Genomic DNA, 23813 nt, shown 5'->3' with positions numbered 1-23813 from the left:
GGGCGGCGGAGAGCAGGTGGGGCATCCTGGAGGGGTGGCTGGCCTGCGACTGCTGACGGCGCTGACGGCGGTGGCCGCCGCCGCCGGCTGCGCCACAGCACCCGACCCGGCGCCCCCGCCGCCGAGCACCACCACGACCACGACCACCACGACCACGACCACCACGACCACGACCACCACGACCACGGCCAGCGCCGCGCCCGGCCCGTCTCCGACGGTGACCTCCAGGCCGACCTCCAGGCCGACCTCCAGCCGTCCGCCGGCCTGGCGGGTCGGCGCGCGTCCGCTCCCCCGGCGGGCGGACGGGTTCGGCCAGGTCCTGCCCACTCCCCCGCAGCTGGCCGACCGGAACCTGCCCACCGCCGACCGCCTGCCGCCACCATCCGACGGGCGCTTCGCCGCGACCGTCGCCCCGGTACCGGTCGCGGTCCTCGCCGCCAGCACGTGGCGCGCCGGCTGTCCGGTGCGCGCGGCCGACCTGCGTTACCTCACGATGTCGTTCTGGGGCTTCGACGGCAGGGCGCACACCGGCGAGATGATCGTCGCCCGGTCGGTGGCCGACGCGGTCACCAGGGCGTTCGCCGCGCTGTTCCGCGTCAGGTTCCCGATCGAGGAGATGCGGGTGGTCACGGCGGCCGAGCTCACGGCTCCGCCGACCGGCGACGGGAACAACACCACCGCCTTCGTCTGCCGTCCCGCCGTCGGCCAGCGGCGCTGGTCGACGCACGCACTGGGCCTTGCGGTCGACGTGAACCCCTTCTGCAACCCCTACGTCCGCGGTGACCTCGTCCTCCCCGAGCTCGCTTCGTCCTATCTGGACAGAGCGAACGACCGCCCGGGAATGGTCCAGCCCGGCGGGCCCGCGGTCCGCGCCTTCACCGCGATCGGCTGGCACTGGGGCGGGGAATGGTCGACACCGGTCGACCTCCAGCACTTCTCAGCCACCGGTGACTAGGACACGTCCGCGGGTTCACGCCAGGTCCAGGCGATTCGGATGATCGCCGTCATGCACACCACCTCCATGCCGGCGAGGAACACGTAGTGCGGGTCCGTCGTCCCACCGCCGACGGTGAACGCGATGGTCATCACCGCGGCGGCGATGTTGGCCAGGCGGTTCGCCCGGTACCCCAGCACCCGGGACAGGAAGACCATCGCGATCGGGATCTCCAGCAGGACCGCGAAGACCAGCAGAATCTCCGGCGTGACGCGCAGCGAACCCGCGTACCCCGTCGCCATCTCCGCGAGCGTGCCCGGCGCGACGAAGCCGAGGACGTCGGCGAACAGCATGTTGAACAGCACGACGATCCAGAGGGTGGACATCGTTCGTCTCGGGTCGAGCACCCGCGGGTTCGAGTTCGTCATGCGGCCCAGCGTGGCGAGTGCGCCCGGTGGGCCGCGTCGGCTCGCGGTCGACGCCCCGGCGACGAAGGTCTGGGTCCGGGTATCGACTTCGGTCGGATGTCCGCGGCCCCGTCGTCACGTATCGTTCGATCATGACTGTCCGGTCGGTCAGGGCGAACCGGAGGGTCGACGTCCTGTTCTTCGCGCTGGGCCTGTGCTTCACCGCGCTCGTCGTCGTCGACGGCGCCGGGCAGCACCTTCCGCTCTCGACGCTCGGCGCGGAGGCCGCCCTGGGTGGGCTGAGCTGTGTCGGCGTGTGGCTGCGCCGGCGCCGGCCCGTCGGGTTCGCGGTGGTCACCGGCGTGTTCAGCGTCTACTCGGTAGCCGCCGCCGGGCTGGCGCTGATCGCGCTGTTCACGCTCACGGTGCACCGACGCTTCGCGGTGGCGGCCCCGATCGTCGCCGGACACCTGGTCGCGGCGCTCCTCTCCCCGCTGGTCCGGCCGGAGCTGCCGCTGACCCAGGGGTCGGAGGCCGTACTCGCCGCCGTGTGCGTCGCGGCCATTCTCGCCTGGGGGATGTACGTCCGCGCCCGGCGGCAGTCCCTGCACGACCGGGCCCTGCGGGCCGAGTCCGAGAAGGAGCTGCTGGTGACCCAGGCCCGCCAACTCGAACGGAACCGGATCGCGCGGGAGATGCACGACGTGCTGGCCCACCGCATCTCGCTGCTGAGCCTGCACGCCGGCGCGTTGGAGCTGCGCCTCGGCGCCCGCGGCGATGAGGACGCCGAGGTCGCCGGGGTTGTCCGGGACTGCGCGCACCAGGCGCTGGAGGACCTGCGCGAGGTGATCGGCGTCCTGCGCGGGGACGTGCTCGCCGCCGACGACGCGCCGGACCGGCCCCAGCCCACCCTGGTGGACCTGCCCGCGCTCGTGGACGAGTCGCGGCGGGCCGGGATGCGGGTCCAGCTGGACTCCGCGGTGGCCGAGCCGGACGCGGTACCGGCGGTGGCCAGCCGCAGCGCCTACCGGATCCTCCAGGAGGGCCTCACCAACGCCCGCAAGCACGCCGACGGCGCGCGGGTGTCAGTGACCGTGCGGGGAGCGGCCGGGGAGGGGTTGACCGTCGAGGTGTGCAACCCGGGGCAGCCGGGCTCCACCGCGCCGGGCGACATCCCGGGCGCGGGTGCCGGCCTCATCGGCCTCGTCGAACGCGCGACCCTCGCCGGCGGGCGGCTCGAGCACGGCCGCACCGAGTCGGGGGACTTCCGGCTCAGGGCATGGCTGCCGTGGCCGACGTGAACGAACCGGTGCGCGTCCTCGTCGTCGACGACGACGCGCTCGTCCGCGCCGGGCTACGGATGATCATCACCACCTCGCCCGACCTGGCGGTGGTGGCCGAGGCCGCGGACGGCTCGGAGGTGGCCGCGGCCGTCGACACCCACTCCCCCGACGTCGTGCTGATGGACATCCGGATGCCCACGCTCGACGGCCTCGCCGCCACCGAGCTGCTCCGTGCCCGGCCGGACCCGCCGGAGGTCATCGTCCTGACGACCTTCCACGCCGACGCGTACGTGCTCCGCGCGCTGCGTGCCGGCGCGAGCGGCTTCCTGCTCAAGGACACCCGACCGGCCGAGATCCTCCGGGCGATCACCCGGGTGGCCGCGGGCGAGCCGATCCTGTCGCCCGTGGTGACGAGGCAGCTCATCGCCCACCTCACCGACACCGGCGGTACCGCGCGGCGCGAGCACGCCCGCACCCTGCTCAGCCGGCTGAGCGACCGCGAGCGGGAGGTGGCGGTGGCGGTCGGACAGGGAAAGGCGAACATCGAGATCGGTGGCGAGCTGTTCATGAGCGTGGCGACGGTGAAGGCCCACGTGTCGCGGATCCTCACCAAGCTCGACCTCAACAACCGCACGCAGATCGCCCTGCTCGCCCACGACGCCGAGCTGACCGGCTGACCACCTATCCGAGCCCGCGCAGCACGATCCGCAGCCCCTCGTGGAACTCCTCCTCGGCTGACACGCCGCGGGCCTGCGCGGCCGTCTCGGCGAGCAGCGGGAAGTCCGCGGTGGACAGTTCGGCCATCGCGGCGGTGCCGGCGCCGGCGAGCGGGCCGTGGTACTCGTTCTGCAGCACCCCGATCACGAAGCTGACCAGGGTGCGCTGCGCGAGCACGCGCCGCCGGCCGGTGAAGCCGGCGCCGTCGAGCACGGTCAGCATCGCCTCGATCCAGCTCAGCGACGCCGGCACGGCGTGCCGGTGGCGGACCAGCAGCGGCACCACGTGCCGATGCTCGCAGACCGCCTCCCGCACCCGCTCGAGCAGCACGGTCACCTGGTCGCGCCAGTCCCCCGGCGGCACCGACAGGTCCACGCCGGCCAGCACGTGCTCGACGACCAGCGCCTCCAACTCCTCGCGGTCGGCGACGTAGCGGTACAGCGACATCGTCGCCACGCCCAGTTCCCCGGCCACGGACCGCATGGTGAGCGCGGCCAGACCGGCGCGGTCGATCACGGCCAGGGCGGCCGCGGCGATGCCTGGCCTGGTCAGCGAACGAGGGCGGGGCACGAGTTGACAGCGTACAAGCTACGCGCATACTGGACGTAGATGTACAACGTACGCCTACAGAGGAGGCTCATGCGCACGCTGACCGCCGTCGACGGCACGCCGGTGCCGTTACCCGACCCCGACCGCCTGGTGCACCTGCAGTTCCGCCGCTTCGCCGGCTGCCCGGTCTGCAACCTCCACCTCCGCTCGGTCCAGGCCCGGCACTCCGAGATCACCGCGGCCGGCGTGCGCGAGGTGGTCGTCTTCCACTCCTCCCGGGAGGACCTGCTCGAGTACGTGCCGGACCTGCCGTTCGCCGTGGTCGCCGACCCCGGCAGGCACCTCTACCGCGAGTTCGGCGTCGAGTCGGCGCCGCGCGCCCTGCTCGACCCGAGGGCCTGGCCCTCGATCGCCCGGGCCGTCGTGAGCGGGCTGCGCCACCGCGACCGCGCACCCCTGCGGCCAGCCGGCGGCCGGTTCGGCCTCCCCGCCGACTTCCTCATCGCCCCCGACGGCCGGACGGTGGCGGCGAAGCTCGGCACCCATGTGGACGACCAGTGGTCGGTCGACGAGCTGCTCGCCCTCGTTCCCAACAAGGAGAACCACCCATGATGACCATCGAGCTGTTCGTCCGCGGCGCGAACGGGCACAGCGGGGCGATCGCCGACCGCCTGCTGCACGAGGTGTTCGCCGAGGAGAGCGCCCCGGCGTCGGTGCTCGAGGGCATGCGCGCCCTGAGCCACGTCATCGTCCGGGAACCCGCGGTCTGGGCCACCGGAGGCGAGGACGGGCCGCCGCGCTACCTCGTGCGCGTCACCGTGCCGGAGTCCTGGAACAGCTCCCAGCTCGGCGCGTACCTCGTCCCGAAGGTCACCGACATCATCGCCTCGTTCGAGCAGGACCCCGACCGGCTACGCCGGGAGCCGCACTGCGTGGTGCAGCTCGTCGGCCTGGCCGAGCACGGTCTGGGCACCCTCGGCCGGGTCACCACCGACACCGACATCACCCGGCTGATGACCGAGGCGTACCGGAGCTCGGCGGAGCACCGCGAGGCGCCCCCCGGGCACGCGGTCGACCCGGTGTGCGGGATGACGGTCGACCTCGCCCGCGCCCCGGCCACGCTGGAGCACGAGGGCAGCACCTACGCGTTCTGCTCCGCCGTGTGCGGCCGGGTGTTCGCCGAGGAGCGTTCCGGTCAGGAGGTCGGCTCCCGGTTCGGTCCGTCCTCGGTGGACGAGCCGCCGCCGAACCGGTTGAAGACCTTGCCCGCCGCGCCGGAGACCGCCTCGCCGACGTCGCTGAGCACCTTGGTCAGCGGGTCGGTCGAGCTCGACCAGGACTCCCGGTAGGACCGCCCGGCCGCCCTGAGGTCGTCCATCAGCGAGCTGGACGGGGTGTCGTCGTCCCGGCGGAGGTAGTCCCCGGCGAGGATCGCGCGGTACTCCTCGGAGGCCGCCCAGCGCTGGAGCTGCGCCGCGCGAACCACGGCGAACGGGTGGCTCATGGTCTCGACGGTCATCAGCTTGAGCACGCTGTCCCGGATGTCGTCGACGTCCTCGTACTCCTTCGCCTGCCGCAGGAACTCGGGGATGTCGATGTCGTCCATGCTGATGCCGCCGGCGAGGTAGACGTGCTGGCGCAGGGCCGCCGCCGGGTCCTGCCCGCACAGCAGCCCGGCGCGGTCACCGGTCAGCTCGGCCTTGCGGTACCACTCCATCAACGCCGCGATCACCGCGCGCAGCCCGAGCGCCCCGGCCGGCACCCAGCTCACCGTGGCCTGCAGGCGCAGCAGCCGCATCAACAGCGTGCGCAGCACGTTGTGGCCGGACAGGATGTGCCCGGTCTCGTGACCGACCACGACCCGTAGGCCGTCCAGGTCCAGCGCCTCCACCAGGCCGGTAGTGAGCACGATGAACGGCTTGTCGATGCCGATCGCGAACGCGTTCGCCCCCGGGTCCCGCGCGATGTAGAGGTCGGGCACCGTGTCCAGGTCGAGGGTCTCCGCGCAGTCCACCCGGATCCGGTTGAGCCGCGGGTACTGCTTCTCGCTGACCCGGATCGCCGAGGCGACCGTGAACAGCCGCTCCGCGCGCTCGTTCCACATTCCCGCGACCGCCTTGAGCACCGCCGACACCCCCGGCACCGCCCGCAGCGTCGCCATCGCACCCCGGTCGGCCGGGTGCTCGTAGGCCCGCGGGCTGATCCCCGGGAACCGCACCCTGGTGCCGGGAACCAGCTCGTCCCGGCCAGCATCGTTCGTCATGTCACCACTCCCCTCAGTGGGGCCAGCCTAGGGCGTGGCGAGTTCCGGTGGAGGTGGTCGGGACCGACTAGGGTGGACCGCGCCCACGAAAGATCATCCCGGGAGAGACGACGATGAGCCTCGAGCGCGCCGTTGCGCCTGACCCCTACGAGCTGCTGCCCGCGGCCGGCTCGTTCACGGTGACCTCCACCGACGTGGCGGACGGCCAGCAGCTGCCGATGAGCGCGGTGCACGACAGCGCCGGCGGCCAGAACATCTCCCCGCAGCTGTCCTGGTCCGGTTTCCCCGAGGAGACCAGGAGCTTCGTGGTCACCTGCTTCGACCCGGACGCCCCGATCCCCGGCGGGTTCTGGCACTGGGTCGCGGTCAACCTGCCGGCCTCGACGACCGAGCTGCCCGCCGGCGCCGGCGGCTCCGACGACACGCTGCCCGGTGGCGCGTTCCACGTCCGCAACGACATGTCGGCCCCCGCCTACGCCGGCGCCGCCCCGCCGCAGGGTGACCAGGTGCACCGGTACTACTTCGTCGTGCACGCGGTCGACGTGGACGCCCTCGAGGTCGACAGCAGCGCATCACCCGCCGTGGTGAGCTTCAACCTGGCCTTCCACACCCTCGCCAGGGCGATCCTGACCCCCACCTACCGGCACTGACCGGAATCCAGTCGGTACCGCCAACGTTGGAGCGGACGTGACGCACTTCGACCTGGTCGTCGTCGGGACCGGCTCCGGCAACTCCATCCTCGACAGCCGGTTCGCCGACTGGCGGGTGGCCGTCGTGGAGAAGGGTGTGTTCGGCGGCACCTGCCTCAACGTCGGCTGCATCCCCACCAAGATGTTCGTGCACACCGCCGAGCTCGCGGCCGCGCCGGCGGCGGGCGCGAAGCTCGGGGTAGACGCCGAGCTCAAGGGCGTGCGGTGGAGCGACGTCCGAGACCGCATCTTCGGTCGGATCGACCCGATCGCGGTCGGCGGCCGGGAGTACCGGCTCGCCCACGCCGACAACGCGAACGTCACCGTGTTCGAGGGCACGGCGCGGTTCACCGGCAAGCGCGAGCTCGAGGTCGCCCTGCGCGACGGGTCGACCCGGTCGATCACCGCGGACCGGGTGGTGCTGGCCGCTGGTGGTCGACCGGTCGTGCCGGCCGGGCTCGAGGACGTGCCGTTCCACACCAGCGACACGATCATGAGGCTGGACGAGCTGCCCGCGCGCATGGTGATCGTCGGCACCGGGTTCGTCGCCGCCGAGTTCGCGCACGTGTTCTCCTCGTTCGGGGTGGACGTCACGGTGCTCGGCCGATCCGGCGCCATGCTGCGCCAGGAGGACGCCGACATCAGCGCCCGGTTCACCGAGCTCGCCCGACAGAAGTGGGACCTGCGGCTGGACACCACCCTTACTGGTTCGGCCGTCGTGCCCGGAGGGATCCGGGTCGACCTGGCCGACGGCAGCTCGGTGGAGACCGACGTGGTGCTGGTCGCGGTGGGCCGGCAACCGAACTCCGACCTGCTGAACCTGCCGGCCGGCGGCGTGGACGTGACCACCACCGGCCACGTCGTGGTCGACCGGACCCAGCGCACGAGTGCCGAGGGCGTCTGGGCGCTTGGCGACATCAGCTCGCCGTTCGAGCTCAAGCACGTGGCGAACCACGAGGCTCGGGTGGTGCAGCACAACCTGCTGAACCCGGACAGCCCCATCGAGGCCGACCACCGGTTCGTCCCGCACGCGGTGTTCAGCTCGCCGCAGGTCGCGGCGGTCGGGCTGACCGAGCGGGCGGCCAAGGCGCAGGGCCTGCGGTACGTGAGCGCCACCCAGGACTACGCCGGCATCGCCTACGGCTGGGCCATGGAGGACACCTCCGGCTTCGCCAAGCTGTTGGCCGACCCGGTCTCCGGTCAGCTGCTCGGCGCCCACATCATCGGTCCGCAGGCCTCGACGCTGATTCAGCCGCTCATCCAGGCAATGAGCTTCGGGCTCGACGCGCGCAGCATGGCGCGGGGGCAGTACTGGATCCACCCCGCGATGCCCGAGCTCATCGAGAACGCGCTACTGAACCTGCCGCTGGACTGACAGCACCGGCAGGCCCGCCGGTGCGCCCGCCTCGACGAGGCGGGCGACGGCGTCGGTGTCCAGGTGCTCGTCGACCAGGTCGGCCAGCAGGTCCAGCTGGGCCTCGCGAACCGCGCTCACCCGGGTGTCCGGGGCCGGTCGGAAGCCAGCACGGTCGGCGCGCTCGGCGGCCCAGCGCAGGAGCCGGCGGCGGAACGCGTCGTTGTCCAACAACCCGTGCCAGTGGGTCGCGGCGATCGGGCCGGCCAGGGCGCCTTCGGGCACGCCCGCCACGTCGATCAACGGCGCCAGGTCACCCCGGCGAGTGATCTGCCCGTGGTGGATCTCGTACCCGGAGACCACCTCACCGAGAGCGGTACCGGTCGGCCGGGTGAGGGTCTTGGACCACGCGAAGGTCACCGCGAGGTCGAGCAGGCCGAGCCCGGGTACCTCGCCGGCGCCCGACTCGACCTCGTCGGTGATCGTGGCGCCCAGCATCTGGTAGCCCCCGCAGAGCCCCACCAGGGGGCGCCCGGCCCGGACGTGCCCGGCGATCGCGTCGGCCAGCCCGCGCTCCCGCAGCCACCCCAGGTCGGCCACGGTGGACTTGGTTCCAGGCAGGACGACCAGGTCGGCGTCGGCCAGCCGGGAGGGTTCGGTGACGAAGCGGACCGCGACCCCGGGCTCGCAGGCGAGCGCCTCGATGTCGGTCGCGTTGGAGATGCGGGGAAGGCGCACCACCGCCACCCGCAGCCACTGCTCCCCCACCGGCGGCGCGGGCCGGCCGACAACGCCGTCGGCCGTGTAGGACAGCGAGTCCTCCGCCTCCAGCCAGAGGTCGGGGTGCCAGGGCAGCACACCGAGCACCGGGCGTCCGGTCAGCTCGGTCAGCCGGGTCAGCCCCGGGGCGAGCAGCCCCGGGTCGCCGCGGAACTTGTTCACCGCGAACGCCGAGACCACCGCCTGGTCGGCCGGGTCCAGGATCGCCAGCGTGCCGAACAGGTGGGCGAGCACACCACCCCGGTCGATGTCGCCGACCACCAGCACCGGAAGGCCGGCGCCGCGGGCGAGGCCGAGGTTGGCGATGTCGCCGGCCCGGAGGTTGATCTCGGCCGGCGAGCCGGCACCCTCGCACACCACGACGTCGTGCTCCGCGCGCAGCTCGGCCAGGGTGGACAGCACGACCTCGCGCAACTCCTCCCGACGCTCCCGGTAGGACAGCGCGTCCACCTGGCCGACCGGGTGGCCGAGTACGACCACCTGGGAGCTGTTGTCCGCGCCCGGCTTGAGCAGGACCGGGTTGAACCGCACGCTCGGCTCGAGCCCGCTGGCGGCGGCCTGCATCGCCTGCGCTCGCCCGATCTCCCCGCCCTCGGGGGTCACCACGGAGTTGTTCGACATGTTCTGCGCCTTGAACGGCGCCACCCGCACCCCCCGGCGGACCAACCACCGGCACAGGCCGGCCACCAGCACGCTCTTGCCCGCGTCCGACGACGTTCCGGCCACCAGCAACGCGCCTCGCATGTCCTGCTCCCTCCACGTCCGCGTCTGCCATCATCGCGGGCATGCCCGCGTCCCCGATCACAGCCGTCCTCGTGCACAGCCCGTTCCTCGGCCCCGCCAGCCTGCGCCCGCTCGCCGACGCGCTGGCCGCGCACGGGCACCCGGCGCTCCTGCTCGACCTGCGGCCCAGTGTGGTCGCCACACCGGTGCACCAGGTGCTGCTCGGGGCGTTCGCCGACGCGATGAGCGAGGAGGAGCTCGGCGGGGAGGTCGTGCTGGTCGGGCACAGCGGCGCCGGTCCGCTGCTGCCGGCGTTCGCCGACGTGCTGGAGGACACCGTGACCGGGCTCGTGTTCCTCGACGCGGGGCTGCCCACCCCCGGCCGCAGCTGGCGCGACACCGTGCCGGCCGAGCTGTACTCCCACCTGCGGGCACTGTCGCGGGAGGGGCGGCTCCCCCGCTGGCAGCGCTGGTTCGACCCCGATCCGCTGGCCGAACTGGTCGCCGACGAGGAGCTGCGGGCCGAGATCGCCGACGAGGCGCCGGAGGTGCCGATCGCGTTCCTCAAGGAGCCTCGGCCGGAGGTGTCCTGGAGCGGACCGGCCGGGTACGTGCTGCTCTCACAGGCCTACGAGGCCGACGCCGACGAGGCTGCCGGGCTGGGGTGGCCGGTCCGCCGGATCCCCTCCCACCACCTCGCGCCCGCCGGCGATCCCCTGCCGGTGGCCACGGCGATCCTCGAGGTGCTCGGCGAGCTGCTCAGGGCAGGGTGAGGATCTCCGCGCCGTCGTCGGTCACGACCAGCGTGTGCTCGAACTGGGCGGTCCAGCTCCTGTCCTTGGTGGTGACCGTCCAGCCGTCGTCCCAGATGTCGTAGTCGATGCCACCGAGGGTGATCATCGGCTCGATCGTGAACGTCATGCCCTTCTCGATGACCGTGTCCACGCTCGGCTCCTCGTAGTGCAGGATCACGAGCCCGCTGTGGAACGAGCGGGCGATGCCGTGCCCGGTGAAGTCGCGGACGACGCCGTAGCCGAATCGCCTGGCGTAGGCCTCGATCACCCGCCCGATCACGTTGAGCGCCCGGCCCGGCCGGACCGCCTTGATCGCCCGCATGGTGGCCTCGTGCGTGCGCTCGACCAGCAGCCGCACGTCCTCGTCCACCTCTCCGGCGAGGAAGGTCGCGTTCGTGTCGCCGTGCACGCCGCCGATGAACGCGGTCACGTCGATGTTGACGATGTCGCCGTCCTCGATCAGCGTCGAGTCGGGGATGCCGTGGCAGATGACCTCGTTGAGCGAGGTGCAGCACGACTTGGGGAAGTTCCGGTAGCCGAGGGTGGACGGGTAGGCCCCGTGGTCGAGCAGGAACTCGTGCACGACGGCGTCGATGTCGTCGGTCGCCGCACCCGGCTTGACCGCCTTGCCGCCCTCCTGCAGCGCCTGGGCCGCGATCCGCCCGGCGACCCGCATGGCCTCGATCGTCTCGTCGGTCTGTACCCAGGGCTCGGTGTTCCGCTTGGGCGCCGGCTTGCCCACGTACTCGGGGCGCGCGATCGACGAGGGGACCTGCCGGCGGGGGCTCTGGACGCCTGGCGTGAGCGGGGCACGTGCGAACATGCCATCCACCCTACGACCCCAGGCCGCCGAGGAAACGCGCCGTCGCCGCCACCGCCTTCGCGGAGGTCCCGGCGTCGGTGAGCAGCACCGCGAACGCCGTGTCCCCCCGGAAGCCGACGAACCAGCCGTGTGAACGGCGGCCGTCGCCGAACTGGGCGGTCCCGGTCTTGCCGTGCAGGTCCGGGAACGCGGCCAGCTGCGGGGTGCGCTGCTGCACCTCCCGCATCATGCCCCGGACCGAGGTGAGGACGGCGGGGGCGACCGGCTTCGGGTCGACGGTGTCGCTCTCGGTGCGCGCCCCGGCCAGCAGGGTCGGCGTCGGCATGCGGCCCGACGCCACGGTCGAGGCGACCAGCGCCATTCCCAACGGGCTCGCCACCACCTTGCCCTGGCCGATCGAGTCCTCGGCCCGCTCGACGACGTCGGTGGCCGGCGGCACCGAGCCGGTCACGGTCGTCGCGCCGCGCATCACGAAGTCGGCGCCCAGACCCAGCCGGCGCGCGGTGTCGGTCATCGCCGAGGGGTGCAGGCCGGTGGACAGCTGGGCGAAGGTGGTGTTGCAGGAGAACGCGAAGGCCGTGTGCAGCGGGACCGTGCCCTTGTCGAACCGGCCGGCGTTGGGGATCACCCGGCCGTCCACGGTGATCGTCGCGGGGCAGCCGACCGGCTGGTTCGCTGTGACCTTTCCGCCCTCGATGGCGGTGACGGCAGTGATGATCTTGAATGTGGAGCCCGGGGGGTAGCGGCCGCTCAGCGCGATCGCGCCCTGCTGGTCGGCGAGCGGGTTCTGCGCCACGGCGAGCAGCTCGCCGGTGGACGCCCGCATCGCGACGATCATCGACGCCTTCGGTTCGCCCGCGATGGCCCGCTCGGCCGCCTGCTGCATGCGCCGGCTCAGCGTCACCCGCGCGGCCTCGGCCGGCTCGGCGGCGGCCGAGTACAGCTCGGCCACCTCGGCGCCGGAGACGTCGGTCGTGTAGATCCGCCAGCCCGCCTTGCCGTTGAGGTCGTCCTCGACGAGCTTGCGGATGCCCGGCAGCAGCGCCGGGCCCAGCTTCTTGTCGACCGCCAGCAGGCGCGGCGCCGAGGTGAAGCGCACCCCCGGCAGCTCGTAGATCCGTGGCTTGACCCGCTGGTAGTCCCCCGAGCGGAGCGCGACGACCTGGTAGGGCTGGCCGGCCGGAGTCTTGGCCGAGCCGTCCAGGATGGACTGCCGGGTGATCGTCCGGTCGAAGCCGGCGAGGGCGGTGGCGAGCGCACCGGCCACCGACGCCGCGTCCCCGGCCTTCGCCCGGTCGAACAGGACCGAGATCACCCGGTCCGGCGACATCAGCAGCTCACCGTCCCGGTCGAGTACCGGGGCCAGCTCGGGCTGCTGGCTCTCCAGGGCGATCGACTGCTGCTCGGCGAGGTCGGGGTGCACGACCGTGGTCGACCAGTGCACCTGCCAGGTGTCGTCCCGGGAACGGAGCTCCATCCCGCCCTCGTAGCTCCACCGGCGCTGGTGGCCGAGGTCCCAGGCCAGCTCGAAGGTCGCCCTGGCCGTCGTCTCGTCCGCGTTGGTCTCCACCGTCCCGAGCCGGGCCGACACCTTCTCCGGTTCCAGTGCGCCGCGAACCTCGTCGAGCAGGGCGCGGGCGGAGTCCGGCGAGTCGGTCAGTCGGGCCGCGGCCGCGGTCTCGCCCGAGGCGAACGCACCGAGGAACTCGTCGGCCACGTCCTCCGGCCGGGGCCCGGAGTCGCCGAACAGGCCGCAGCCCGCGAGCGGGAGGACGAGCAGGAGGGCGGCCAGCACCGCCGAGGCCCGCCGACGGGAAGGAACGCGCACGACCGCGAGTATGGCCGAACGCACCGACACTCAGAACAGCACGGTCGCGTACTGGCCGACCCTGGTGAACCCGACCCGCTTGTACGCCGCCTGCGCGACAACGTTGTAGCCGTTGACGTAGAGGCTGGCGGTGCGGCCGAGCCCGCGGACCAGCCGGTCGACGACCGCGGCCGTGCCGGTGGAGCCGAACCCGTGCCCGCGCCGGTCCGGGTGCACCCAGACGCCCTGGATCTGCCCGACCGCCTCGGACAACGCACCGATCTCCGCCTTGAACACCACGTCCCCGCCCTCGAACCGGGCGAAGGCGCGGCCCGCGGCGATCAGCTCGGCGACCCGGGCCCGGTAGCTCGCGCCGCCGTCGCCGCTGCGCGGGTCGACCCCGACCTCCTCGATGAACATGGCGACGGCCGCCGGCAGGTAGCGGTCCAGCTCGTCCGGGCGCACCGGCCGGACCAGCGGGTCGGGGGTGACCAGGGGCGGGGTGGACATCGACATCAGGGGCTGGTCCTCGCGCACCTCGCGGGCCGGCCCCCAGTCCAGCTCCAGCTCCTCCCACAGCCCGAGCACCTGCTCGGCCGGGCCGACCACCGACGAGCACATCCGTCGGCGGCGCAGCGCCCGGTCGGCGAACGCGCGCAGCGCGGGCCGCGAGCCCTGCAGGGGGATCAGGTTCGAGCCGGCGAAGCACAGCGAGTCCAGCCGGCCGCCGCGGAACCCGCGGGGCTCGCAGCCCCACAGCTCGCCACCCAGCCGCCAGGGGTCCATTCCGAGGGTCTCGACGCGCGAGGCGACCATGCAGGACGCGACCGGATCCGCCGTGAGCATCGCGCACACGGCCATCCGATCCCGCTCGTCGAGCAAGCGCGCTCCAGCAAGCCGCAACACATCCTCAAGCGTGCCAGATGTCGGCCGCATGGGACAGCCGAGCCCCGCCGACACGCCCACACCGCCTCGTGGACGGCGGGTCGAGGGGTCCGGGGTACCGTCGCGCACCGGATCGCGACCGATCGCCGCGAGGAGCGATGAGTTCCCGACGGCCGGCTGGTCCGTACCGCCAGGCACGGCGGAAGGGAGCGGGTATGCGGAAGCTGATCTACGGGATGGGTGTGTCGCTGGACGGGTTCGTCGCCGCACCGGGAGACGACATCTCCTGGTCCACCCCGAGCGAGGAGCTGCACTGGTACCACAACGAGACGGTCAGCCCGGACGGCCTGTCCCTCTACGGGCGGCGGCTGTGGGAGGTCATGAGCCAGTACTGGCCGACCGCCGACCAGGCGCCCGAGGTGGAGGAGGTGGAAGCGGACTTCGCCAGGCGCTGGCGGGCCAGGCCCAAGGTGGTGTTCTCCTCAACGGTGACCGAGGTCGACTGGAACACCACCCTGCACCGCGGTGACCCGGTGGCCGAGATCCGGCGGCTCAAGGCCGAGGACGGCGGCGACATGGACATCGGCGGGGCAAGGCTGGCCGCCGCGGCGACCGCCGCCGGCCTGGTCGACGAGTTCAGGCTGTTCTACAACCCGGTGGCGCTCGGCGGCGGCGCGCCGTTCTTCCACGCCCTGGGCAACTGGCTGGAGCTGCGCCTGCTGGAGACGCGGGTGTTCGAGGGTGGCACCGTCCTGATGCGCTACGAACTGCGGCGCTGACCGGTACCGGCTCAGGAGACGGTGACGACGGGACTGCCGGCGCCGGCGGTCTCGCCGCTCTCCTCGGCGATCCGCATGGCCTCCTCGATCAGGGTCTCCACGATCTGGTGCTCGGGCACCGTCTTGATCACCTGGCCCTTGACGAAGATCTGGCCCTTGCCGTTGCCCGACGCGACGCCGAGGTCGGCCTCGCGCGCCTCGCCCGGTCCGTTGACCACGCAGCCCATCACGGCCACCCGCAGCGGCACCTCCATGCCCTCGAGGCCGGCCGTCACCTCGTCGGCCAGCTTGTACACGTCCACCTGGGCGCGGCCGCAGGACGGGCAGGAGACGATCTCCAGCTTGCGCGGCCGGAGGTTGAGGGACTGAAGGATCTGCGAGCCGACCTTGACCTCCTCCACCGGAGGAGCCGACAGCGAGACCCGGATCGTGTCGCCGATGCCCTGGCGCAGCAGCGCCCCGAAGGCCACCGCCGACTTGATCGTGCCCTGGAACGCCGGCCCGGCCTCGGTCACGCCGAGGTGCAGCGGGTAGTCGCACTGCTCGGCCAGCAGCTCGTAGGCCCGCACCATGACGACCGGGTCGTTGTGCTTCACCGAGATCTTCAGGTCGTGGAAGTCGTGCTCGGCGAACAACGACGCCTCCCACAGCGCCGACTCCGCCAGCGCCTCCGGGGTCGCCTTGCCGTACTTGCTCAGCAGGCGGGGGTCCAGGGAGCCGGCGTTGACGCCGATGCGGATCGGGGTGCCGTGGTCGCGCGCCGCCGCCGCGATCTCGCGCACCTTGTCGTCGAACTTCTTGATGTTGCCCGGGTTCACCCGCACCGCGGCGCACCCGGCCTCGATCGCGGCGAAGACGTACTTCGGCTGGAAGTGGATGTCGGCGATCACCGGGATCATCGACTTGCGCGCGATCGCCGGCAGCGCCTCCGCGTCGTCCTGGGACGGACACGCCACCCGCACGATGTCGCAGCCGGCCGCGGTGAGCTCCGCGATCTGCTGGAGCGTGGCGTTCACGTCGGCGGTGACCGTGGTGGTCATCGACTGCACCGAGATCGGGAAGTCGCTGCCGACGCCGACCTTGCCGACCATCAGCTGCCTCGTCCTGCGACGGGGCGCCAACACCGGCGGCGGCAACTGCGGCATGCCCAGCGAGATGCTCTCGGTCATGCTTCCAGCCTACTAACGGATACGAATCGGGTTGACGATGTCCGCTGTGACGGTCAACAACACGACCGCACCACCGATGAGGACGAACACCATCGTCACGGCCGACAACTTGGAGTAGTCGACCGGTCCGGCCGCGGGCTTGCCGCGCAGCCCGCGTATCCAGTCCCTGATCCGCTCGTAGAACAGCACCGCGATGTGACCGCCGTCCAGCGGCAGCAGCGGCAGCAGGTTGAACACGCCGATGAAGAAGTTCAGCGTCGCGAGCAGCAGGAGGAACATCTCCCAGATGCCCTGCTCGACGGCGTCACCGCCGATGATGCTCGCGCCCACGACGCTGACCGGCGTCTCGGGGTCGCGCTCGCCGCCGCCGATCGCCTCGACCACCTTCGGGATCTTCTCCGGGAACGCGAGCAGGCCGTTCCAGACGCCGACGAACATGTCGCCGGTGAACGCGGCCGCGCCGCCGAACCCGTCGAGGGCGCCGTAGGTGTTCACCGCGGGCGGCAGGGCCACCGAGACCCCGATCGCGCCGGCCTTGTCCCCGTTCGCCGTCGACACCTGCGCCACGTCCACGGTCAGCGTGAGGGTCTCGCCGCCGCGCCGGACCTCGAACTCGGCCGGGCCGGAGAGGTCCTCGACCTTGTCGACCATGTCACGCCAGGTCGGCGTGGGGGTGCCGTCGACCGAGAGCACGAGGTCGCCCTGGCGAAGGCCCGCGTCCTTGGCCGGCGCGGCCGCACCCGGCTCGCAGCCCTCCGCCGACGAGTTCCCCTTGTCCACGACGCAGTCGTTGACCGTGCCCACCTCGGGCCGCACCGTGTTCGGGTCGATCAGGTTGGGCAGCCCCATCGTGATGGCCATCAGGTAGAGGATGAGGAACCCGAGGATGAAGTGGGTGACCGAGCCGGCCACCATCACCACGAAGCGCTTCCACGTCGGGTAGCGCCACATCGCCCGGGGCGCCTCCTCCGGCGTGACCTCGTCCAGCGCGGTCATGCCGGCGATGTCGCAGAAGCCGCCGGCCGGGATCGCCTTGAGGCCGTACTCGGTCTCGCCGCGGCGGAACGAGAAGATCGTCGGGCCGAAGCCGATGAAGTAGCGGCGCACCCGCATCCCGAAGGCCTTGGCGGCGCCCATGTGGCCGGCCTCGTGCAGCGCCACCGAGATGCAGATGCCGAGCGCGAAGAGGATGACCCCCAGGATCCACGCGAGCACGTCCGTCAGTCCTCTCCCCGCCCGGTGGTCCCGAGCTCAGCCGTCGACCCGAGCCGCTGCCTGGCCTGGGCGCGTGCCCAGCTCTCCGCGGCGAGTACCTCCTCGACCCCGGACGGCTCCCCGTGCCAGTCGTCCGCGTCGTCGAGCACCCGCTGCACAGTGTCCACAATGGCGGTGAAGGCCGTGTGTCCTGCTACGAAGGCTGCGACGCCCTCCTCGTTGGCCGCGTTGTAGACCGCGGGCAGGCACCCGCCCGCCTCGCCGGCCTGCCTGGCCAGCCGCACCGCGGGGAACGTCTCGTTGTCCAGCGGCTCGAACGTCCAGGCCTGCGGCTCGTCGAAGCGTGCGCGGGACGCCGTTCCGGGCACCCGGTCCGGCCAGCCGAGCGCCAGCGAGATCGGCAGGCGCATGTCCGGCGGGCTGGCCTGGGCGATGGTCGAGCCGTCGGTGAACGCCACCATCGAGTGAATCATCGACTGCGGGTGCACGACGACCTCGATGCGGTCGTAGGGCACGCCGAACAGCAGGTGCGCCTCGATCAGCTCCAGGCCCTTGTTCACCAGGGTGGCCGAGTTGATCGTGATGACCGGGCCCATGTCCCAGGTCGGGTGGGCCATCGCGTCGGCCACGGTGACCCCGTCCAGCTCGGCCCGTCGACGGCCGCGGAACGGGCCACCGGAGGCGGTGAGCAGCAGGCGGTCGACCTCCTCGGCCCGGCCGGCCCGCAGGCACTGCGCCATGGCCGAGTGCTCCGAGTCGACCGGCACGATCTGCCCCGGCCCCGCGGCACGGAGCACCAGCGGGCCGCCGGCGATCAGCGATTCCTTGTTAGCCAGGGCCAGCGTCGACCCCGTGCCCAGCGCGCGCAGGGTCGGCTCGAGGCCGATCGACCCGGTTATCGCGTTGAGCACGATGTCGGCCGGGGTGCTGTCGATCAGCTCGGCGATCGCCTCCGGCCCGGCCAGCAACCGCGGCATGGGGAAGCCGCCGCGCTCGTAGCCGCGCTTCTGGGCCTCGGCGTACAGCGCGAGCTGGACGTCCTCGAACGCCGTCGACCGGGAGACGGCGACCGCGCCGGCACCGGCGGCGACCGCCTGTGCCGCGAGCTCGCCGGGTTTGCCGCCACCGGCGGCGATGCCCACGACCTCGAACCGGTCGGGGTTCGCGGCGAGGACCTCCAGGGCCTGCACGCCGACGGAGCCTGTGGAGCCGAGCACGAGGACGGTTCGTCTGGTCATCGGGCACATTGTGGCCGATGGCGCTGCCGGCGCTCACGCATGGTGGGCCGAAGGTGCCGGCGCGATGCGCCCGCCGCGATGTGGGAGCATGGTGCGGGCGAACGATCATCAGGTGCCGGGAGGGAACGTGGCAGGCTCACAGCTCGCGAAGCGGTCGCGCAACGCGGTCGACCCCCACGAGGAGCCGTCCGCGGAGTGGGGCTGGCACGGCCGCTTCCCGCGGGGCCGGGAGATCGGCGGGTGGTTCACGGCGATCTCCATGTTCGCGATGGCGTTCTTCGGCACCCAGATCGCGCGGACCGAGCAGCTCTACCTGCTGGCCTTCGGCATCGGCCTGGTCGCCATCCTGATCTGGGCGCGGGTGCGGCAGCGCACGTCCTGGCGCCGCTGACCGCGCACTGACACCACCCCACTGACACCACCGCCCCGGGCCGATAGGGGTCCGGCCCGGGGCGGTGAGGCTTCGAGTGGTCAGCGGTCCTGAACGGAGGACTTGGCCTCCTGCGCGCGGTCGGTGACGTCGCTCGCCGCGTGCCTGGCCTCGTCCTTGACCGTGCCGGCCGCGTCGGTCGCGGTCTCCTTCACCGACTCGACGGCCTGCTGGGCCGGTTCGCGCAGGTTCTCCTTGACGTCCTGGGCGACCTGCTGGACCAGCGGCTGGCCGTACTCCTGGACCTGCTCCTTGGCCTGCTCGGCCAGCTGCTGCTCGGCACGGCTGGCCGGGATCAGCGAGGAGACCAGCCACCCGGCGCCGAACGCGATCAGGCCGGCGGCCAGCGGGTTGCCCTCGGTTCCGCGCCGGATGGCCTGCGGGGTCTCGCTGACCGTGTCGGCCACGTTCCCGGCCACCGAGGAGACGGTGTCACCCACCGAGGAGGCGGTGTCCTTGACGCTCCCGCCCACCGAGGACGCGGTGCCCTTGACGCTCCCGCCGACGGAGGAGGCCCGGTCGCGGACCGTGTAGGCGGCGTCCTGGCCACTGCCCATGACCCTGTCCCGCACCGAGGTCAGCGCACGGCGCGCCCGGCCCACCCGGCGCTCGACGATGCGGCTGGGGGTGACCTTCTCGGTGAGCAGGTCGACGTCGGTGCTCAGGTTGCGCTGGGTGCGCTCGATGTCCCGGCGGAGCTGCTCGGGGTCGTCGGTGTAGTTCGGATCGGTCGGGTAGTTCGGGTAGGTCATGGCGTCTCCTGGGTCGGCTTGATGGCGTCGGGGACCTGCTTGATGGTTTCCACGGTGCGTTCCGGCTTCGGGTTGACCTGCTGGATCCGCTTCCGCCCGGCGGCGAAGAGGACGCCAGCGGCCACTCCCCAGATCACCGCGACGATCAGCGCGGCGAGTCCGGTGTCCATCGCGTTCGCCAACGCCCACCAGAGGGCGAAGGACAGGAACAGCAGGACCATGTAGCCGGCGAACCCCGCGGCGCCGAGCATGCCGGCACCCTTGCCGGCCTTGGACACCTCGCCCTTCAGCTCGGCCTTGGCCAGCGCGAGCTCCTGGCGCAGCAGGGTCGACAGGTCACGGGAGATGTTCCCCAGCAGCTCGCCGACCGACCGGTCGGACACGTCGACGTGGCTGCCCCCGGGCGGTGGCACGGCGCCACCGGGTGCGTGCGGGGTCGTCATCGCGTCACCGGCCCCTGCTGCCCGGGAAAGGTCTCCGGTGCGCGGTACTCGGGCGCGGGCGGGAACGCGGGTGCCGTGGTGACCGATCCGGGCGGCCCGACCGGAGGTGCGGGCGGAACCGGCGGGGGCACCGGCGGGGTCGCCGGGTAGGTCGCGGGCTGCGCCCGCTCCGCCACGTAGGTGCCACCCGTCGTGCCCGTGAACTGCTGGCCCTGCTGGCCCTGCTGGCTGTCGTCCTTGGCGGCCTGCACCGCGCCTCTGGTCAGCCGGCCGGCGAGCACGCCGGCCACGGCCGCTCCGGCCAGGAACAGGCCGGGCTTGCGGCGGGCGAAGGACCGCACCTCGGCGAGCAGGTCGCCCGGCTCGCGCTCCTCGAGCCAGGACGCGACGGCCCTGGTGCGCTCGGAGGCCTGGCGGACGACCTCCGGTGCCAGGCCGCTACCCTCCGAGTTCTCGGACATGCCGTGCAGCTGGTCGGCCAGCGTGTGCAGGCTGCCGGCGGCCTTGCGCTGGCCCTCCCTGGCCTGGCCGACGAGCTGCTCACGACCCTCCTTGGCGAGGTCCCTCGCCTGCCGGGTCGTCTCCTGCGCGACGCGGCGGGCCTGGTCGCCGGCCGTCTGGCCGACCTCGCCACCGCGCTGGGCGGCGGTACGCGCGACCTCGGCCGCCTCGTCCTTCGCGACCTGCGTCGTCGACGGTTCAGAACTGGTCATCTCGTCCTCCTGGAGACACGGTGACATCGCGGGTCGTGCGTCAGGCAACCTGCACACCCGCTCCGGGGACCGCCCGGATACCCGACACCGGCCGCACTAACCACGAATCCGAAGATGATCAGCGTTTGGCGGAACGCGCGGAACAAACTCAGCCGCCCGATTGCTGATCAGGGACGACACCGTCGTCAGCCCTCGAGTCCCCCCACGCGAAAGGCCGCCGATGGACAGCGCCACGCTCTCGCGAGCGTCCTCCGCCGACGAGTCGGTGTCGCCGGCCGGCTGGGCGCGGGTGCGCCTGATCCTGGTGCTGGGCGCGCTGATCGCGCTCGGTCCGCTGACGATCGACATGTACCTCCCGGCCCTGCCGGCGATCGCCGACGACCTGCTCACGACGTCCTCGGCGGCCCAGCTCACCCTCACCGGCACCCTGCTCGGGCTGGGGCTCGGCCAGTTGGTGGTCGGTCCGCTGTCCGACGCCCTCGGCCGGCGCAGACCGCTCGTCGCGGGCACCGCGGTGCACGTGCTGGCCTCGCTCCTCTGCCTGGTCGCGCCGAACGTGGCGGTACTCGGTGCGCTTCGCCTGTTGCAGGGAGTGGGCGCGGCGGCCGCGATGGTGGTCGCGATGGCCGTGGTCCGGGACCTGTTCACCGGGCGCGCCGCGGCGACCGTGCTCTCCCGGCTGATGCTCGTGATGGGCGTGGCGCCGATCCTGGCCCCGACGATCGGCGCGGGGATCCTGCTGAGGACCTCCTGGCGCGGCGTGTTCGCCGTGCTGGCGGGGCTCGGCGTGGCCCTGATGCTGGTCGCGGTGTTCCTGCTCAAGGAGACGCTGCCACCGGCCCGCCGCCGGACCGGGTCGGTCCGCCCGGTGCTGCGCACCTACCGCTCGCTCCTGCTCGACCGGCAGTTCGTCGTGCTCACGCTGGTCGCCGCGCTGGGCATGTCGGCGCTGTTCTCCTACGTGTCCGGGTCCTCGTTCGTCCTGCAGGACCACTACGGGCTCGACCAGCAGGAGTTCGGCCTGGTCTTCGGGATCGGCGCGGTCGCGCTCATCGGCGCGTCCCAGTTCAACGTCGTCCTGCTGGGCAGGTTCAGCCCCGCCCGCATCGTGCTGCACGCCCTGAGCGCGGCGGTGGTCACCGGGCTGGTCCTGGTCACCCTCACCGCGACCGGCGCCGGCGGCCTGCTCGGATTCGTGATCCCGCTGTTCTTCCTGCTCGGCGCGGTCGGTTTCGTTCTGCCCAACGCGCCGGCGCTGGCCCTGTCCCGGCACGGCGAGGCGGCCGGCACCGCGGCGGCCCTGCTCGGCGCGACGCAGTTCGCGCTCGGCGCCGCGATCGCTCCCCTCGTCGGCGTGCTCGGCAACGACGGCCCGGCGATGGCGATCACGATGACCGCCGGTGCCGCGGTCGGCTGGGTGACCCTGGCCGCCACCCTGCGCGCGGAGCGCCGGACGGGCGTCGCGGGTCATTGACGCGGCACCAGGGCCGCAATATCGTCAGGAGTGCGTGAGAGCGCTCTCACACTGCTGCGGCCGTCCCTGCCCGGCCGCGGGAGCGCTCGGCGAGGAGCTCTCGATGCCGAGATCGCTGCTGGCCGCCGTCGTCGTCACCGCAACGGCCGCCACCGTCCTGTTCGCTCCCCCGTCCGCGGCCGCCGACCCCGCACCAGCACCCGCACCACTCGCGGTCGTCTGCAACAAGTTCTGCGACGCCCGTGACCCGGCGCTCTCGCCCGGCGACCGGCGACCGGTCGCGGTCGCGCTGCACGGCCGCCAGATCACGCTGCACTTCGACGACGCCGACGCCATGGGATGGGCGTCGCTGTCGACGGTTCGCCAGGGCGACGAGGTGTGGCTCGACCGCTCGTTCGACGGCGGCGCCACCTGGAGCGGGGGCGGCCGGCTCGGCGCCACCACCGCCCCGGCGGGCGTCGGCGACTGGCGGACGCTCATGTACAACGTCGACGACTGGGCCAACCGGGGCGTCGGCGCGCTGCGGGCCTGCGGCAAGGCCGTCGACCAGCCACAGATCGCGTGCACGGCGTGGGCGCGCACCACCTGGAACGCCTACGACCGGCGCACCGCGGCGGCGACCGCGCTGATGCAGTTCTACCGCAACGACACCGGCCTGTTCGCCACCACCGGCTGGTGGAACTCGGCCAACGCGCTGACCGCGGTGATCGACAACATCCGGGTGTCCGGGATGGGCAGCTACACCTACGCGGTCGCCACCACCTACGAGCGCAACGTGAACGTGGGCCTCGGCCAGTTCCGCAACGACTACATCGACGACACCGGGTGGTGGGCGCTGGCGTGGGTCGCCGCCTACGACCTCACCGGCGAGCGCCGCTATCTGGACACCGCGCGGGCCGGAGCGGACCACATGCACGCCCACTGGGACGGCGTGTGCGGCGGCGGGGTCTGGTGGAGCACCGCCAGGTCGTACAAGAACGCGATCACCAACGCGCTCTACGTCCAGGTCAACGCCGCGCTGCACAACCGCCTGCCGGGCGACACCGGCTACCTCTCGCGGGCCCGCGCCGGCTGGGCCTGGTACGCGGCAAGCGGGATGATCAACGGCGCGAACCTGGTCAACGACGGCCTCACCACCGGGACCTGCCAGAACAACGGTCAGCCGGTCTGGAGCTACAACCAGGGCGTGATCCTCGACGCACTCGTCGAGCTCAACCGGGCCACCGGCGACGGCGCACTGCTGACCCGCGCCCGCCAGCTCGCGAACGCCTCCACCACCGACGCGACGCTGAACCCGAACGGCATCCTGCGCGACCCCTGCGAAACGTCCTCCTGCGAGCCGGACGGTCCGTCGTTCAAGGGCGCGTACGTGCGGGGGCTCGGCGCGCTCAACGCCGTCCTGGCCGACCGGCCCTACACCGCCTACCTCCGCCGCCAGGCCGACACCGCCTACGGCGCGACCCGCACCGCGCTGGACACCTACGGCCTGCGCTGGGCCGGCCCGTTCGACCGCGCGGACGCGGCGCGTCAGCAGAGTGTGGTCGACCTGATGAACGTGAGCTGACACTATGAAAGCGCTTCCATAGCACCGT

At 72.5% G+C, this 23813-nt stretch carries 24 protein-coding genes; 11 read left to right on the top strand and 13 right to left on the bottom strand.

The window, feature by feature from the left end:
• Positions 1-34: 34 nt before the first annotated feature.
• Positions 35-955 carry a M15 family metallopeptidase gene (locus tag BU204_RS27950; RefSeq protein ID WP_408608053.1) on the top strand — a complete coding sequence of 307 codons (921 nt, stop codon included), beginning with the start codon at positions 35-37 and terminating at the stop codon, positions 953-955.
• Here the strand turns inward: BU204_RS27950 and BU204_RS27945 are convergent.
• Positions 952-1362, bottom strand: a complete 411-nt coding sequence (locus BU204_RS27945; RefSeq protein ID WP_075128743.1) for a DUF6326 family protein — start codon at positions 1360-1362, stop codon at positions 952-954. The two genes, BU204_RS27950 and BU204_RS27945, sit on opposite strands and share 4 nt — an antisense overlap.
• Positions 1363-1493: 131 nt before the next feature.
• Here BU204_RS27945 and BU204_RS27940 point away from each other — a divergent pair, with 131 nt between their 5' ends.
• Together BU204_RS27940 and BU204_RS27935 are read left to right on the top strand one after the other, a co-directional pair.
• Positions 1494-2642 carry a sensor histidine kinase gene (locus tag BU204_RS27940; RefSeq protein WP_075128742.1) on the top strand — a complete coding sequence of 383 codons (1149 nt, stop codon included), beginning with the start codon at positions 1494-1496 and terminating at the stop codon, positions 2640-2642.
• Positions 2639-3301 carry a response regulator transcription factor gene (locus BU204_RS27935; protein ID WP_075128764.1) on the top strand — a complete coding sequence of 221 codons (663 nt, stop codon included), beginning with the start codon at positions 2639-2641 and terminating at the stop codon, positions 3299-3301. Before BU204_RS27940 ends, BU204_RS27935 begins: the two co-directional genes overlap by 4 nt.
• 4 nt (positions 3302-3305) lie before the next feature.
• On the opposite strand, the gene BU204_RS27930 is transcribed toward BU204_RS27935, so the two are convergent.
• Positions 3306-3911: a TetR/AcrR family transcriptional regulator gene (locus BU204_RS27930; protein WP_075128741.1), complete on the bottom strand. Its 606-nt coding sequence runs from the start codon at positions 3909-3911 to the stop codon at positions 3306-3308.
• Positions 3912-3980: 69 nt separating this feature from the next.
• Here BU204_RS27930 and BU204_RS27925 point away from each other — a divergent pair, with 69 nt between their 5' ends.
• Positions 3981-4502 carry a peroxiredoxin-like family protein gene (locus BU204_RS27925; RefSeq protein ID WP_075128740.1) on the top strand — a complete coding sequence of 174 codons (522 nt, stop codon included), beginning with the start codon at positions 3981-3983 and terminating at the stop codon, positions 4500-4502.
• Between the two features lie 583 nt (positions 4503-5085).
• Here the strand turns inward: BU204_RS27925 and BU204_RS27915 are convergent.
• Entirely contained in the window at positions 5086-6153 is a 1068-nt protein-coding gene (locus BU204_RS27915) for a M48 family metallopeptidase (RefSeq protein ID WP_075128738.1), read from the bottom strand.
• 113 nt (positions 6154-6266) lie between these two features.
• On the opposite strand from BU204_RS27915, the gene BU204_RS27910 reads away from it, so the two are divergent.
• Entirely contained in the window at positions 6267-6803 is a 537-nt protein-coding gene (locus BU204_RS27910) for a YbhB/YbcL family Raf kinase inhibitor-like protein (protein WP_075128737.1), read from the top strand.
• A gap of 37 nt (positions 6804-6840) precedes the next feature.
• Positions 6841-8217 (top strand): mycothione reductase, encoded by a 1377-nt coding sequence (locus BU204_RS27905; protein ID WP_075128736.1) that lies wholly within the window; start codon positions 6841-6843, stop codon positions 8215-8217.
• Here the strand turns inward: BU204_RS27905 and BU204_RS27900 are convergent.
• Positions 8194-9720 carry a cobyric acid synthase gene (locus BU204_RS27900; protein ID WP_075128735.1) on the bottom strand — a complete coding sequence of 509 codons (1527 nt, stop codon included), beginning with the start codon at positions 9718-9720 and terminating at the stop codon, positions 8194-8196. The genes BU204_RS27905 and BU204_RS27900 overlap by 24 nt on opposite strands.
• A gap of 41 nt (positions 9721-9761) precedes the next feature.
• Here BU204_RS27900 and BU204_RS27895 point away from each other — a divergent pair, with 41 nt between their 5' ends.
• Positions 9762-10472: an alpha/beta fold hydrolase gene (locus BU204_RS27895; RefSeq protein WP_075128734.1), complete on the top strand. Its 711-nt coding sequence runs from the start codon at positions 9762-9764 to the stop codon at positions 10470-10472.
• Here the strand turns inward: BU204_RS27895 and map are convergent.
• The 3 genes from map to BU204_RS27880 are packed head-to-tail and all read right to left on the bottom strand — an operon-like array spanning position 10459 to position 14029.
• A complete protein-coding gene (gene map / locus BU204_RS27890; RefSeq protein WP_075128733.1) occupies positions 10459-11316 on the bottom strand; it encodes a type I methionyl aminopeptidase in 858 nt (285 codons plus the stop codon). The two genes, BU204_RS27895 and map, sit on opposite strands and share 14 nt — an antisense overlap.
• Before the next feature lie 10 nt (positions 11317-11326).
• Complete coding sequence (locus BU204_RS27885; protein ID WP_075128763.1) at positions 11327-13144, bottom strand: penicillin-binding transpeptidase domain-containing protein; 1818 nt, start codon at positions 13142-13144, stop codon at positions 11327-11329.
• Between the two features lie 30 nt (positions 13145-13174).
• The gene (locus BU204_RS27880; RefSeq protein ID WP_075128732.1) at positions 13175-14029 is read right to left on the bottom strand and encodes a GNAT family N-acetyltransferase; all 855 of its coding nucleotides are present in this window, start codon (positions 14027-14029) and stop codon (positions 13175-13177) included.
• A gap of 194 nt (positions 14030-14223) precedes the next feature.
• Between BU204_RS27880 and BU204_RS27875 the strand changes: the two genes are divergently transcribed.
• Positions 14224-14787, top strand: a complete 564-nt coding sequence (locus BU204_RS27875) for a dihydrofolate reductase family protein (RefSeq protein WP_075128731.1) — start codon at positions 14224-14226, stop codon at positions 14785-14787.
• A gap of 11 nt (positions 14788-14798) precedes the next feature.
• Here BU204_RS27875 and ispG read toward each other — a convergent pair whose 3' ends face one another.
• Genes ispG through dxr form a run of 3 tightly spaced genes read right to left on the bottom strand, consistent with a single transcriptional unit; the run spans position 14799 to position 18409 of the window.
• Positions 14799-15956 (bottom strand): flavodoxin-dependent (E)-4-hydroxy-3-methylbut-2-enyl-diphosphate synthase, encoded by a 1158-nt coding sequence (gene ispG / locus BU204_RS27870; protein WP_075128730.1) that lies wholly within the window; start codon positions 15954-15956, stop codon positions 14799-14801.
• A 12-nt stretch (positions 15957-15968) separates the two neighbouring features.
• Positions 15969-17171 (bottom strand): M50 family metallopeptidase, encoded by a 1203-nt coding sequence (locus BU204_RS27865; RefSeq protein ID WP_075128729.1) that lies wholly within the window; start codon positions 17169-17171, stop codon positions 15969-15971.
• Between the two features lie 5 nt (positions 17172-17176).
• Positions 17177-18409, bottom strand: coding sequence for a 1-deoxy-D-xylulose-5-phosphate reductoisomerase (gene dxr, locus BU204_RS27860; protein WP_083661700.1), 1233 nt, complete (start codon positions 18407-18409; stop codon positions 17177-17179).
• A 127-nt stretch (positions 18410-18536) separates the two neighbouring features.
• On the opposite strand from dxr, the gene BU204_RS27855 reads away from it, so the two are divergent.
• Positions 18537-18800 carry a DUF2631 domain-containing protein gene (locus tag BU204_RS27855; protein ID WP_083661707.1) on the top strand — a complete coding sequence of 88 codons (264 nt, stop codon included), beginning with the start codon at positions 18537-18539 and terminating at the stop codon, positions 18798-18800.
• A gap of 80 nt (positions 18801-18880) precedes the next feature.
• Here BU204_RS27855 and BU204_RS27850 read toward each other — a convergent pair whose 3' ends face one another.
• From BU204_RS27850 to BU204_RS40285, 3 genes are read right to left on the bottom strand one after another with little or no spacing between them, the layout of a single operon-like run.
• Positions 18881-19591: a DUF3618 domain-containing protein gene (locus BU204_RS27850; RefSeq protein ID WP_075128726.1), complete on the bottom strand. Its 711-nt coding sequence runs from the start codon at positions 19589-19591 to the stop codon at positions 18881-18883.
• Positions 19588-20034, bottom strand: a complete 447-nt coding sequence (locus BU204_RS27845; RefSeq protein WP_075128725.1) for a phage holin family protein — start codon at positions 20032-20034, stop codon at positions 19588-19590. The genes BU204_RS27850 and BU204_RS27845 overlap by 4 nt, the downstream gene beginning before the upstream one ends.
• Positions 20031-20747, bottom strand: coding sequence for a hypothetical protein (locus BU204_RS40285; protein ID WP_075128724.1), 717 nt, complete (start codon positions 20745-20747; stop codon positions 20031-20033). Before BU204_RS40285 ends, BU204_RS27845 begins: the two co-directional genes overlap by 4 nt.
• Positions 20748-20967: 220 nt before the next feature.
• Here BU204_RS40285 and BU204_RS27835 point away from each other — a divergent pair, with 220 nt between their 5' ends.
• The gene (locus tag BU204_RS27835; RefSeq protein ID WP_075128723.1) at positions 20968-22221 is read left to right on the top strand and encodes a multidrug effflux MFS transporter; all 1254 of its coding nucleotides are present in this window, start codon (positions 20968-20970) and stop codon (positions 22219-22221) included.
• 103 nt (positions 22222-22324) lie between these two features.
• Positions 22325-23785 carry a glycoside hydrolase family 76 protein gene (locus BU204_RS27830; protein ID WP_083661699.1) on the top strand — a complete coding sequence of 487 codons (1461 nt, stop codon included), beginning with the start codon at positions 22325-22327 and terminating at the stop codon, positions 23783-23785.
• Positions 23786-23813 lie beyond the last annotated feature (28 nt).

The sequence above is a fragment of the Actinophytocola xanthii genome (genome assembly GCF_001921205.1).
In the GTDB taxonomy this organism is placed as follows: domain Bacteria; phylum Actinomycetota; class Actinomycetes; order Mycobacteriales; family Pseudonocardiaceae; genus Actinophytocola; species Actinophytocola xanthii.
This window is presented reverse-complemented; position numbering and strand designations above follow the sequence as displayed.

What these genes read in the sequence shown, in the direction of transcription:
- map (WP_075128733.1), bottom strand. Translation starts at nt 11,316, where the DNA reads ATGTTCGCACGTGCCCCGCTCACGCCAGGCGTCCAGAGCCCCCGCCGG.
- dxr (WP_083661700.1), bottom strand. Translation starts at nt 18,409, where the DNA reads ATGACCAGACGAACCGTCCTCGTGCTCGGCTCCACAGGCTCCGTCGGC.
- BU204_RS27830 (WP_083661699.1), top strand. Translation starts at nt 22,325, where the DNA reads ATGCCGAGATCGCTGCTGGCCGCCGTCGTCGTCACCGCAACGGCCGCC.
- BU204_RS27850 (WP_075128726.1), bottom strand. Translation starts at nt 19,591, where the DNA reads ATGACCTACCCGAACTACCCGACCGATCCGAACTACACCGACGACCCC.
- BU204_RS27895 (WP_075128734.1), top strand. Translation starts at nt 9,762, where the DNA reads ATGCCCGCGTCCCCGATCACAGCCGTCCTCGTGCACAGCCCGTTCCTC.
- BU204_RS27910 (WP_075128737.1), top strand. Translation starts at nt 6,267, where the DNA reads ATGAGCCTCGAGCGCGCCGTTGCGCCTGACCCCTACGAGCTGCTGCCC.
- BU204_RS27875 (WP_075128731.1), top strand. Translation starts at nt 14,224, where the DNA reads ATGCGGAAGCTGATCTACGGGATGGGTGTGTCGCTGGACGGGTTCGTC.
- BU204_RS27940 (WP_075128742.1), top strand. Translation starts at nt 1,494, where the DNA reads ATGACTGTCCGGTCGGTCAGGGCGAACCGGAGGGTCGACGTCCTGTTC.
- BU204_RS27900 (WP_075128735.1), bottom strand. Translation starts at nt 9,720, where the DNA reads ATGCGAGGCGCGTTGCTGGTGGCCGGAACGTCGTCGGACGCGGGCAAG.
- BU204_RS27835 (WP_075128723.1), top strand. Translation starts at nt 20,968, where the DNA reads ATGGACAGCGCCACGCTCTCGCGAGCGTCCTCCGCCGACGAGTCGGTG.
- BU204_RS27945 (WP_075128743.1), bottom strand. Translation starts at nt 1,362, where the DNA reads ATGACGAACTCGAACCCGCGGGTGCTCGACCCGAGACGAACGATGTCC.
- BU204_RS27915 (WP_075128738.1), bottom strand. Translation starts at nt 6,153, where the DNA reads ATGACGAACGATGCTGGCCGGGACGAGCTGGTTCCCGGCACCAGGGTG.
- ispG (WP_075128730.1), bottom strand. Translation starts at nt 15,956, where the DNA reads ATGACCGAGAGCATCTCGCTGGGCATGCCGCAGTTGCCGCCGCCGGTG.
- BU204_RS27845 (WP_075128725.1), bottom strand. Translation starts at nt 20,034, where the DNA reads ATGACGACCCCGCACGCACCCGGTGGCGCCGTGCCACCGCCCGGGGGC.
- BU204_RS40285 (WP_075128724.1), bottom strand. Translation starts at nt 20,747, where the DNA reads ATGACCAGTTCTGAACCGTCGACGACGCAGGTCGCGAAGGACGAGGCG.
- BU204_RS27925 (WP_075128740.1), top strand. Translation starts at nt 3,981, where the DNA reads ATGCGCACGCTGACCGCCGTCGACGGCACGCCGGTGCCGTTACCCGAC.